Source organism: Mycolicibacter longobardus (assembly GCF_002102265.1).
Taxonomy (GTDB): domain Bacteria; phylum Actinomycetota; class Actinomycetes; order Mycobacteriales; family Mycobacteriaceae; genus Mycobacterium; species Mycobacterium longobardum.
Genome location: NZ_LQPG01000007.1, coordinates 294626 through 305006, shown reverse-complemented (window position 1 = coordinate 305006; position 10381 = coordinate 294626). Strand labels below are relative to the sequence as shown.

Genomic DNA, 10381 nt, shown 5'->3' with positions numbered 1-10381 from the left:
GGAGCACCCATGCGATTCGTGTTCGTCCACGGCGGGTTTCACGCCGGCTGGTGCTGGAGTCGCGTGATAGCGGAGCTGGAGAAGATCGGCCACGCCGGCATCGCCGTCGACCTTCCCGGCCACGGCTCCCGGGTCGGCGAGGAGTCCACGCTGGACAACCGGCGGGAGGCGGTGGCGGCCGTGCTGCAGCCCGGCGACGTGCTGGTGGGACATTCCGGGGGAGGCTTCGATGCCACCCTGGGCGCCGACACGGCGCCGGATCTGGTGCGCCACATCACTTATCTTGCCGCGGCACTGCCCCGGGAGGGGCGCAGCTACACCGACGCGATGACCATGGGCAGTGAGGGCGCCGAGTTCTTCGACACCGCGGCCGCTGACATGTTGACCCATCTGCACTTCGCCGACGACGGGGCGATGACGTTCGCCGGCATCGAGGGTGCGCGGCAGTACTTCTACCACGACTGTGATGACGAGACCGTTCGGTGGGCCTTTGAACGGCTCGGACCGGAGCGGTTCGGCGACACCACGGTCGCCCTGGTGTCGGTGCCGAACTTCTGGGCGGCCGACCTGCCGCGCAGCTTCATTCGGTGCGAACAGGACCGTGCCTATCCACGCTGGCTGGCCGACTTGGTCTGCCAGCGCCTCGGCGTCGAGCCGCTGACCATCGACGCCTCACACTCGCCGTTTCTGAGCCGACCCGCCGAACTGGCCGAACTGCTGGTGCATGCCACCACGACTCGTCCGACCGGCCCACTTATCCCTGATTGAGGAGCCGACTTTGCCGTTCGCGCGTAAGACCGTCCTGGTGGACGGCTTGAGCACCTCCTATCTCGAGGCCGGCGATCCGGGGGCCCCGGCGCTGGTGCTGCTGCACGGCGGGGAGTTCGGTGCGGGTGCCGAGATCGGTTGGGAACGCAACATCGCCGCGCTGGCGCAGCAGCACCGAGTGCTCGCCCCGGACCTGCTCGGGTTCGGGGAGTCGGCCAAGGTCATCGACTTCAACGACGGGCGGGGTATGCGGATCCGCCACGTCGCGCGGTTCTGCGCGGCACTGGGCGTCGAATCGGCGGACTTCGTGGGCAATTCGATGGGCGCGATCATGCTGCTCGTCGACACCACCTCGGCAGCACCGCTGCTGCCGGTGCGCCGGCTGGTCGCCATCTGCGGCGGTGGCGAGATCCAGCAGAACCAGCACATGGCCGCGCTCTACGACTATGACGCGACCCTGCCCGCGATGCGCCGGATCGTGGCGGCACTGTTCCACGATCCGGCCTACCCCGCCGACGAGGACTATGTGGGGCGGCGGTACGCATCCAGCGTCGCACCCGGAGCCTGGGAGGCGGTGGCGGCGGCGCGGTTCCGTCGGCCCGGCGCCGAGCCGCCCCCGCCGGCGTCGAGCAGCCGTCCCTACGAACGGATTTCGGTGCCCACGCTGGTGGTCGAAGGTGCCTGCGACAAGCTGCTCCCACCCGGCTGGTCGAAGCAGATCGCCGACCAGATCCCCGGGGGGCGATCAGTTGTCGTCGACGCTTCCGGCCACTGCCCGCAGATCGAGCAGGCCGAGCAGGTCAATGAGTTGCTGCTGGAGTTCTTGGCCGGGTGATCAGAGCAGGGTGATTGCGATGGAGATACCGAGCTGATTGGCGGCACTGGCCAAGCGGCCGTCGACGGTGATGATGGCGGCTGAGTGTTCGGCGGCGACCGCCACATACAGGCCGTCGTGGATTGAGATGTTGTGCCGCCACGCCCAGGCGGTGCGCAGGCGCAGCGCATCGGGAAGCACATATTCGATGGCGAGTGCGGTGACGGTGTCGGCGGCAGCCTCGGCGTCCTCAGGCTTCAATTGCTTGAGCAAGACGGCCCTGTGCAGGGTGCGTAGCACCTCGCCTGGCATGTGGGCGGGCGCGAGCCAGCCGTCGTCGCCGTTCAGGGCTGCGCGTGCCGCGTCGCCTTGGGGAGCGCGGCTCGTGAGTGCCAAGACCAGCGCGCCTGCGTCCACCACGATCACAGGAGGAAACTCACCCGTCGCGGTCGGCGCGGATGGCGGCCGTCACCTCCGCGGCTGTCATGGTGAGGCTGCGATGATCAGCCAACGCTTCCAAGAGCTGCCGGTTTCGCCCCGCCTGGTACTCCCGTTCCAGCAGTGACCGCAGATACGTTTGGGTGGACTGGCCGCGCGCCTCGGCGCGGGCTGCCAGCGCGTCGCGAACTTCTTCGGGACATCTTTGATCTGAATCGCAACTGCCATGGCCGCCAACTATCACATGCGCATGGCATGCGCATGTGATGTCGCGTTGGGGAGATCAGGTGCGAGCCGCAGGATTGGTGAACCAGACGTTCTCCTCGCGCAGGTTTCGGCTGCGCCAGCCGTCGCCGGTAAGAACCAGTTCGTGGTGGTAGTAGCCGCCGCAGTAACTCAGGTCGGCCATCCCCGGCAGTCGCATCGGGTTGTAGAACATGGCCCGCACCGTGGCGGTATCACCGGTGCGCTCCAGGATTTCGATGTTGGTGATGTAGTGCATGGACATCGGGATGGCGGAGAAGCCGGCCGCCAGCCAATCGGCAACTTCGTCGATGCCGCCGCAGATGGCGCCGGCCGACGAGTAGTCGATGACGGCGTCCTCGGTGAACACCGACCGGTACAGCGCCCAGTCCTTGGTGTCGACCGCGCGGGCGTAGCGGTAGAGCAGCGCGGAGATATCCAGCTGATCGTCGGCTGAGACGGGGCCCGTCATGTCGCCGACTCTAGTTCGGCCGACCATTTAAATCAGTCGCTTGACTGAAACCGGGGAAGCGGGTTGAGTCGAACCGGTCGCATGGCGCGGACTCGACGGAAGGGCGCAGATGGTCAACGAGCTAGCCGGCAAGGTAGCTGTCGTCACGGGCGGAGCATCGGGCATCGGCCGCGGGATCGCGGAACGATTCCTCGCCGAGGGCGCCCGCGTGGTCATCGCCGATCTGGATCCGGAGCGCGGCGCGGCCCTCGCCGGTGAACTCGGCGCCGACGTGACCTTCCGGGTCGCCGACGTCGCCGACCCGGCGCAGGTGAGTGCGCTGGTCGAGGCGGCGGTCGAGACGTTCGGCGGCCTGGACATCATGGTCAACAACGCCGGTGTCTCGGGAACCATGCACAATCGGTTCCTCGACGACGACCTGGCCGACTTTCACCGCATCATGGCGGTCAATGTGCTCGGCGTGATGGCCGGCACCCGCGACGCCGCCCGGCACATGTCGAAGTCCGGCGGTGGATCGATCCTCAACCTGACCTCGATCGGCGGCATCCAGGCCGGCGGCGGGGTGATGACCTACCGGGCATCGAAAGCCGCCGTCATCCAGTTCACCAAGTCCGCCGCCATCGAACTGGCCCACTACGACATCCGGGTCAATGCCATCGCGCCCGGCAACGTTCCGACACCGTTCGTCGCGTCGTCAGCAGCGGCGAACCTGGACGCCGATGCTCTCGAACGGTACGAGGCGGCGATCCGCGAGAGGATGCGCGCCGACCGGCCCCTGAAGAGGGAGGGGACCGCCGCCGACGTCGCCGAAGCGGCGCTGTACCTGGCCGGTGAGCGCTCCCGCTACGTGACCGGCGTGGTGCTGCCGGTGGACGGCGGCACGGTCGCGGGCAAGGCGATCCCCCGCCGCGCCAAGCCGACCGACGGCGAAAAGAATTAAATCAATCGCTTGACTTAATGTGCGATTCGCGGTTGACTGACGCCGTGACCACCGCAGATCGGGTTGTGCGGGCCGAGCGGGCCAACAGCACGCGGGAGGCGATCCTGACCGCGGCCGAACAGCTGTTCGCCGAGCACGGGGTCTTCGCGGTCTCCAACCGTCAGGTCAGCGAAGCCGCCGGACAGGGCAACAACGCCGCCGTCGGCTACCACTTCGGCACCAAAACCGACCTGGTGCGCGAGATCGAGCGTCGCCACCGGGTTCCGGTCGAGCGGCTGCGCGAGGAGATGGTCTCGGGTGCGCTGGAATCCACCGACCTGCGTGACTGGGTGTCGTGTCTGGTCCGGCCGCTCACCGATCACCTTGCCGCACTGGGGAACCCGACCTGGTACGCGCGGTTTGCCGCACAGGTGATGGCCGACCCGGCCTACCACAACATCATCGTCAAGGACGCGCTGAGTTCGGCATCGCTGGTGCAGGTCATCGACGGCATCAACACCTGCCTTCCGGATCTTCCGGTCCGGGTGCATCAGGCACGCAACGTGATGGCCCGAAACCTGTTGATGCACACCTGCGCCGACCACGAACGTGCGTTGGCCGCCGGCTCGTCGGCGTCCCTGAGCTGGGCGGAGGCCGGGTCGGACCTCATCGACGCCGTCGTGGGGTTGTGGCTGGCCCCGGTCACACCGGTACGGGGAGGTCCGCGATGAAGGTGACCGCCGACCAGGACATCTGCGCGTCGTCGGGACAGTGCGTGGGCTTTGCGCCCCGGGTGTTCGACCAGCGTGACGAGGACGGTGTCGTCGTCCTGCTCGACCAGAACCCCCCCGAGGAATTGGCCGACGCCGTGCGGCAAGCGGTCCGAGTCTGTCCGTCCGGAGCTATCCAGATCGTCGAGGAGTGAGCGTGACCGACGCACCCACCATTGCGACCACCGCAACACCGGAATACCCGATGAGCCGCGACGGCCGGTGCCCCTTTGCGCCGCCGCCGGAGACCATGGCGCTGGCCGCGGAACGCCCACTGAGCCGGGTGCGGATCTGGGATGGCAGCACGCCGTGGTTGATCACCGGTTACGACGCGGTGCGCGAGCTGTTCTCCGATCCCAGGGTCAGCGTCGACGACCACCAGCCCGGCTTCCCGCACTGGAACGAGATGATGCGCGCCAGCGTCGACCACCGGCCCAAGTCGGTGTTCACCACCGACGGTGCCGAGCACATCCGGTACCGCCGGATCCTGTCCCCGTCGTTGACCATGAAGCGTGTCGCGGCGCTTACCCCGGTCGCGCAACGCATCACCGACGAACACCTCGACGCGATCCTGGCCGGACCGCAGCCGGCCGACCTGATCGAAGGATTCGCGCTGCCGATTCCCTCGCTGGTGATCAGCGAACTGCTCGGCGTGCCCTATGAGGACCACGAATTCTTCCAGCAGCACGCCACCATGGGCGTCGACCGCAACGCCACCTCCGACGACCTCGCCGAGGGCGCCACCGAACTGTCCAAATACCTGGTCCGGTTGCTGGAGAGTCGGATGGCCGAGCCGGCCGACGACATGGTCTCCGACCTGGGCAAGCGGGTGAAGAACAACGAGCTGTCGGTGCGGGAGGCCACCCAGCTGGGCACCGGGATGCTGATCGCCGGCCATGAGACCACCGCGAACATGATCGGCCTGGGAATCGTGGCGCTGTTGCATGAGCCCGACAAGATCGCCGAGAAGACCGCGGTGTTCCGCGGTGACGACGACGCCGCGATCGCCAACGCGGTCGAGGAACTGCTGCGCTACCTGTCGATCATCCACACCGGCCAGCGCCGAGTCGCGTTGGAGGACATCGAGATCGGCGGCGAGACCATCCGGGCCGGTGAGGGCATCATCATCGACCTGGCGCCGGCCAACTGGGACCCGACCGCCTTCCCCGAGCCCGAGGTGCTGGATCTGGCGCGGCCGGCCCGCCAGCACATGGCGTTCGGATTCGGTCCGCATCAGTGCGTCGGTCAACAGCTGGCCCGCGCCGAGATGGTGGTCGCCTTCCGCACCCTGTTCCGGCGCATCCCGACGCTGAAGTTGGCGGTGGGTATCGACGAGATCCCGTTCAAGAACGACCGGCTCGCCTACGGCGTCTACGAACTCCCCGTTACCTGGTAACCGCCCGATTGGAGTGGATTGACATGTCCAGCACATCAACTCAAGATCTTGCGTTCTATCCCCCCGGCGGTTACGGGGCGCCCAAGGACCGCCGTGGCCACGCCGGGGCCGATGTCGGTCTGCCTGCGGGCACCGAAGTGTTCTCCGCCGACAACCACATCTCGATCGCCGACGACATCTTCTACCAACGGTTCCCAGAGGACCTGAAGGACAAGGCCCCTCGGATCTGGTACGAAGACGGCGCCTACATGGTCGGCCGCAAGGGGCAGTCGTTCCTGCCCGGGGACTTCAGCGCGGTGCTCATGCAGTACGACGATCTGGCGGGTGCGGCCAGCAGCAATATCGAGGCCCGGATCCGGGAGCTGGCCGAGGACGGCGTCGACAAGGAACTGGCGTTCCCCAACGCGGTGCTGGCTCTGTTCCACTTTCCCGACAAGGAACTGCGGGAGCGAGTATTCCGCATCTACAACGAGTACATGGCGGAGTTGCAGGAGCGGTCGAACGGCCACTTCTACGGGGTGGGCCTGATCAACTGGTGGGACCCCGCCGGCACCCGGCGCACCGTGGAAGAGTGCAAGGCGCTGGGGCTCAAGACATTCCTGCTGCCGCTGAATCCCGGCAAGGACGACGACGGCAACATCATCGACTTCGGTGCCCGGGTGATGGACCCGGTGTGGGATGAGATCGAGCAGGCCGGGCTGCCCATCACCCACCACATCGGTGAAACCCCGCCGAAGACGCCCTGCGAGGTCAACAGCGTCGTGGTCGGCATGATGGTCAATGTCGACTCGTTCCGCGAGCAGTTCGCCAAGTACATCTTCTCCGGCATCCTGGACCGCCACCCGGCCCTGCGGATCGGCTGGTTCGAAGGCGGGATCGCCTGGGTCCCCACCGCTTTGCAGGACGCCGAACATCTGCTCGCGTCCTACCAGCACATGTTCACCCACCAGCTGCAACACGACATCCGGCACTACTGGGACACCCACATGAGCGCGTCGTTCATGGTCGACCCGCTCGGTCTGCGACTGATCGACCGGATCGGGGTCGACAAGGTGATGTGGTCGTCGGACTACCCGCACAACGAGAGCACCTTCGGCTATTCGGAGAAGTCGCTGGCCAACGTCGTCGAAACACTGGGGCCGCAGAACGCGGCGAAAGTGGTGAGCGGCAACATCAAAGCATTCCTGGGGTTGTGATGTCTGCGCCTACATCGTTGTCCGAATCCACCGGCAGTATTCAGATACCGGACATCCCGGACCGCGCCCGGCTGCGCCGGGAGACCGGCGTGCGACTGCGGTCGGCGATGACCGACCGGGGCGTCGACGCCCTGGTGCTGCTGGGAAACAATGCCGTCACCTATGCCACCGGCACCAGTTGGCGCTTGGGTGACGCCGGACTGTCCCACGTCGAACGCCCCGTCGCGGTGGTGCTCGCCGACGACGAATGGCCGCATCTGTTCCTGCCGTTCCGGGAGGGCGCATCCGGTGACTCCGACCTGCCGGCAGACCACGTGCACGGGCCCGTCTACCTCGAATTCGACGAAGGAGTACGGCATTTCGCCCAGGTGCTGGCCGACCTGATTCCCGGTCGCGCGGTGATCGGAACCGACGAGTGCACCGGCGCTATGCGCCGCGCCCAGCAGCAGCTGTTCCCCGGCGGCAGACCGGTGGACGCGTCCCAGGTGGTCAGCGCGGCGAAACTGATCAAGACCCCCGATGAGCTGGCCTGCATCCGCACCGCATGCCGGATCACCGACGAGGCCATGGTCGACGTCGAGGCGGCGCTGGCACCCGGCATCCGCCAGATGGACCTGTCGGCCCAATTCCTGCGCCACGCCTTCGAACTGGGCGCCAGCGCCAGCATGCTGGAGCCGATCTGGCAGGTCATGCCTGACAGCAGGGACTCCGGGGTCTGGACCACCCACGGTGATCTGGCGCTGCCGCTGCTGACCACCGAGCGGGAACTGGCGGCCGGCGACGTGCTGTGGACCGATGTCTCGATCACCTATGGCGGATACTGCTCGGACTTCGGCCGCACCTGGATTGTCGGGGCTGACCCGACTGCCCGCCAGCGGGCACAGTTCCAGCGCTGGCGGGAGATCCTCGACGCCGTGCGCGGGGTGCTTCGGGCCGGGGTGACCTCCGGGGATCTGGCCCGCGCGGCCATCGCGGCCAACGGGGACGGGACTCGGCCCTGGCTGCCGCATTTCTACCTCGGCCACGGTATCGGCGTGAATGCCGCCGAGATGCCGATGATCGGCACCGATCTGGGCGATGAGTTCGACAACAACTTCGCCTTCGAGCCGGGAATGGTTCTGGTGCTCGAGCCGGTGGTGTGGGAGGACGGCACCGGCGGATACCGGGGTGAAGAGGTGGTCGTCGTCACCGAGGACGGCTGGATTTCGTTGAGCGACTACCCCTATACGCCCTATGCCTGAGGAGCAGCACCGATGAGTACTGAGGTATTGCCGGACCACCTTGCGCTTCGCAGCGGACGGCGTGGGCGTGCCCTGGCGCAGATGGAAGCCTACGACCTCGACGTGCTGGTGCTGGGCCGGCAGGCCAACGTCCGCTACGTCACCGGCGCACCGCAGCTCTGGGTCGCCGGAACCCGCCCGTTCGGCCCCACCTGCGTGCTGGTTCGCGCAACCGGAGCCATCCACCTGCTGAGCACCTGGGACGAAGGGGTGCCGGAGGACATTCCGCACGAGAATCTCTATGGGATCTCATGGAACCCGACCAATACCATTGCGGCACTGTCGCGTATCGAAGGCGCCGCCACGGCCCGGCGGGTCGGAACCGACGCGATGTCACCACTGTTCGCCCAGCTGCTGCCGATGGCCTTCCCCAGTGCGGAACTGGTCGACGGCGAGCTGGCGATGCGGGCGGCCCGCGCGATCAAGACCGCTGAGGAGATCGCCGCGTTACGGGCCTCGGTGCAGGTGGCCGAATCGGCGTTGGCGGCCGCGGTCGACGCGCTGGAAGACGGCGTCAGCGAACAGACGCTGACCGGGGTGCTGATGGAGGCGATGACGGCGGGCGGGGTGAGCACCCCGGCCACCCAGGACGTCGCCTGGGTGACCTCGCGGGAACACCCGTGGCGTCGTGCGGCCGGCGACGGTCGGGTGCACACCGGTGACCTGGTGGCGTTCTCGGCGGGCGTGCTGGCCGGCGGCTACGTCGCCGAAGTGGGACGCACGTATCCGGTTGGTGGGGCGCCCCAGGGCAACGCCGCCGCTGCCTATCGGCGCTGGGATGCCCTGTGGGAGAAGCTGTCCGGTGCCTGCCGGCCGGGTGCAGCGTGCAGCGAGCTGTTGCGTGCCTACGACGACGCCGGCGAGCCGCTGCCGCCGGTTCCGGTGGCCCACGGTCTGGGGCTGGGGTTCGACCCGCCGGTGGTGTCGGCGCAGCTCCCCGAAACCGCGGCGTCCGAACGACTTGAACCGGGAATGGTGCTGGCGATCACCGGCTACGTGTTCGAGCCCGGCGTGGGTGCGGTGTTCGGGCGTGAGGCCGTGCTGATCACCGACGACGGCCATGAAGTCTTGACCACCGCCCCATTCGCCACCGGTTCCTGAAGGAGCAGATTGCCCATGTCCGGCACGCCAGGGTCGTCCGCACGGCCGTCCGCGGAAGAGATCATCCGCTACCACAAGGATCCGGCCACCAAGATCGCCACCATCACCTTCGACCGGCCCGAATACCTCAATGCGCCGACGTCGTCGGCGCGGCTGCGGTACGCGGACCTGCTGCGCGGGGCCAGCGTGGACAACGACGTCAAAGTGGTGGTGATCCGCGGTGTCGGCGACAACCTGGGCAGCGGGGCGGACCTGCCGGAGTTCATGGAGGGTGTCGACGAACCCGAAAAGCGCCTGGCCGAACTGCGTTTGGAAGGCATGGACGTCAACTACCCGCCGCAGGGGACCTTTCGCAACGGCGCCACCATCAGCGCCTGGTACGCCAACGTCCAGGCTGGCAACCGGCCGCTGCAGGAACTCAAGAAGATCAGCATCGTGGAAGCCAAGGGCTACTGCTACGGCTGGCACTTCTATCAGGCCGCCGACGCCGATCTGGTGATCTCCAGCGACGACGCACTGTTCGGCCACCCGTCATTCCGTTACTACGGGTGGGGACCACGGATGTGGACCTGGGTGCAGATGATGGGGTTGCGCAAGTTCTCCGAGATGGTCTTCACCGGAAGGCCGTTCACCGCCGCCGACATGGAGAAGTGCAACTTCCTCAACAAGGTGGTCCCGCGCGACCAACTGGAGGCCGAGGTCGAGAAGTACGCCCTGGCCTGTGCGCGCAACCGCCCGGTCGACACCGTGTTCATGCAGAAGATGTTCTTCGAGGTCTACAAACAGCATCAGGGCGAGTACATGGGCAGCCTGCTGTCGGCGTTCTTCGAGTCGATGGGGTCCGGCGTGGCGCCGGACACCGATGACCTGATGCTGGACGAGGCAATCGAATCCGGCCTGTCCGGAGCGGTCAAGGACAACGACGCGAAGTTCCCGCCCGACTTCCGGTTGAGCAAGACCAGCCGCAACAAGGACAGCTAGCCG

12 protein-coding genes are annotated in these 10381 nt (G+C 67.1%); 10 read left to right on the top strand and 2 right to left on the bottom strand.

Translation table 11 applies throughout. From position 1 onward, the window contains the following. Positions 1 to 9 precede the first annotated feature (9 nt). Positions 10 to 768 carry an alpha/beta fold hydrolase gene (locus AWC16_RS02385; RefSeq protein WP_085263205.1) on the top strand — a complete coding sequence of 253 codons (759 nt, stop codon included), beginning with the start codon at positions 10 to 12 and terminating at the stop codon, positions 766 to 768. Between the two features lie 10 nt (positions 769 to 778). Further along, complete coding sequence (locus tag AWC16_RS02380) at positions 779 to 1603, top strand: alpha/beta fold hydrolase (protein WP_085263204.1); 825 nt, start codon at positions 779 to 781, stop codon at positions 1601 to 1603. Here the strand turns inward: AWC16_RS02380 and AWC16_RS02375 are convergent, their stop codons facing one another. Together AWC16_RS02375 and AWC16_RS02365 are read right to left on the bottom strand one after the other, a co-directional pair. Beyond that, positions 1604 to 2008 carry a type II toxin-antitoxin system VapC family toxin gene (locus tag AWC16_RS02375; protein WP_085263203.1) on the bottom strand — a complete coding sequence of 135 codons (405 nt, stop codon included), beginning with the start codon at positions 2006 to 2008 and terminating at the stop codon, positions 1604 to 1606. It lies immediately after the preceding gene. Positions 2009 to 2303: 295 nt separating this feature from the next. After that, entirely contained in the window at positions 2304 to 2735 is a 432-nt protein-coding gene (locus tag AWC16_RS02365) for a nuclear transport factor 2 family protein (RefSeq protein WP_085263202.1), read from the bottom strand. A gap of 109 nt (positions 2736 to 2844) precedes the next feature. Here AWC16_RS02365 and AWC16_RS02360 point away from each other — a divergent pair, with 109 nt between their 5' ends. The 8 genes from AWC16_RS02360 to AWC16_RS02325 are packed head-to-tail and all read left to right on the top strand — an operon-like array spanning position 2845 to position 10378. Continuing rightward, a complete protein-coding gene (locus AWC16_RS02360) occupies positions 2845 to 3675 on the top strand; it encodes an SDR family NAD(P)-dependent oxidoreductase (protein WP_085263201.1) in 831 nt (276 codons plus the stop codon). Between the two features lie 44 nt (positions 3676 to 3719). After that, the gene (locus AWC16_RS02355) at positions 3720 to 4385 is read left to right on the top strand and encodes a TetR/AcrR family transcriptional regulator (protein WP_085263279.1); all 666 of its coding nucleotides are present in this window, start codon (positions 3720 to 3722) and stop codon (positions 4383 to 4385) included. Continuing rightward, positions 4382 to 4579: a ferredoxin gene (locus tag AWC16_RS02350; protein ID WP_085263200.1), complete on the top strand. Its 198-nt coding sequence runs from the start codon at positions 4382 to 4384 to the stop codon at positions 4577 to 4579. The genes AWC16_RS02355 and AWC16_RS02350 overlap by 4 nt, the downstream gene beginning before the upstream one ends. A gap of 50 nt (positions 4580 to 4629) precedes the next feature. Beyond that, complete coding sequence (locus tag AWC16_RS02345) at positions 4630 to 5820, top strand: cytochrome P450 (RefSeq protein WP_085263278.1); 1191 nt, start codon at positions 4630 to 4632, stop codon at positions 5818 to 5820. 23 nt (positions 5821 to 5843) lie between these two features. Beyond that, positions 5844 to 7016 carry an amidohydrolase family protein gene (locus tag AWC16_RS02340; RefSeq protein ID WP_085263199.1) on the top strand — a complete coding sequence of 391 codons (1173 nt, stop codon included), beginning with the start codon at positions 5844 to 5846 and terminating at the stop codon, positions 7014 to 7016. Then, complete coding sequence (locus AWC16_RS02335; protein WP_085263198.1) at positions 7016 to 8257, top strand: M24 family metallopeptidase; 1242 nt, start codon at positions 7016 to 7018, stop codon at positions 8255 to 8257. The genes AWC16_RS02340 and AWC16_RS02335 overlap by 1 nt, the downstream gene beginning before the upstream one ends. Positions 8258 to 8269: 12 nt before the next feature. Continuing rightward, positions 8270 to 9397 carry a M24 family metallopeptidase gene (locus AWC16_RS02330; RefSeq protein WP_085263197.1) on the top strand — a complete coding sequence of 376 codons (1128 nt, stop codon included), beginning with the start codon at positions 8270 to 8272 and terminating at the stop codon, positions 9395 to 9397. A gap of 15 nt (positions 9398 to 9412) precedes the next feature. After that, the gene (locus AWC16_RS02325) at positions 9413 to 10378 is read left to right on the top strand and encodes an enoyl-CoA hydratase/isomerase family protein (RefSeq protein WP_085263196.1); all 966 of its coding nucleotides are present in this window, start codon (positions 9413 to 9415) and stop codon (positions 10376 to 10378) included. Positions 10379 to 10381 lie beyond the last annotated feature (3 nt).

What these genes read in the sequence shown, in the direction of transcription:
- AWC16_RS02385 (WP_085263205.1), top strand. Translation starts at nt 10, where the DNA reads ATGCGATTCGTGTTCGTCCACGGCGGGTTTCACGCCGGCTGGTGCTGG.
- AWC16_RS02365 (WP_085263202.1), bottom strand. Translation starts at nt 2,735, where the DNA reads ATGACGGGCCCCGTCTCAGCCGACGATCAGCTGGATATCTCCGCGCTG.
- AWC16_RS02360 (WP_085263201.1), top strand. Translation starts at nt 2,845, where the DNA reads ATGGTCAACGAGCTAGCCGGCAAGGTAGCTGTCGTCACGGGCGGAGCA.
- AWC16_RS02350 (WP_085263200.1), top strand. Translation starts at nt 4,382, where the DNA reads ATGAAGGTGACCGCCGACCAGGACATCTGCGCGTCGTCGGGACAGTGC.
- AWC16_RS02345 (WP_085263278.1), top strand. Translation starts at nt 4,630, where the DNA reads ATGAGCCGCGACGGCCGGTGCCCCTTTGCGCCGCCGCCGGAGACCATG.
- AWC16_RS02340 (WP_085263199.1), top strand. Translation starts at nt 5,844, where the DNA reads ATGTCCAGCACATCAACTCAAGATCTTGCGTTCTATCCCCCCGGCGGT.
- AWC16_RS02335 (WP_085263198.1), top strand. Translation starts at nt 7,016, where the DNA reads ATGTCTGCGCCTACATCGTTGTCCGAATCCACCGGCAGTATTCAGATA.
- AWC16_RS02330 (WP_085263197.1), top strand. Translation starts at nt 8,270, where the DNA reads ATGAGTACTGAGGTATTGCCGGACCACCTTGCGCTTCGCAGCGGACGG.
- AWC16_RS02325 (WP_085263196.1), top strand. Translation starts at nt 9,413, where the DNA reads ATGTCCGGCACGCCAGGGTCGTCCGCACGGCCGTCCGCGGAAGAGATC.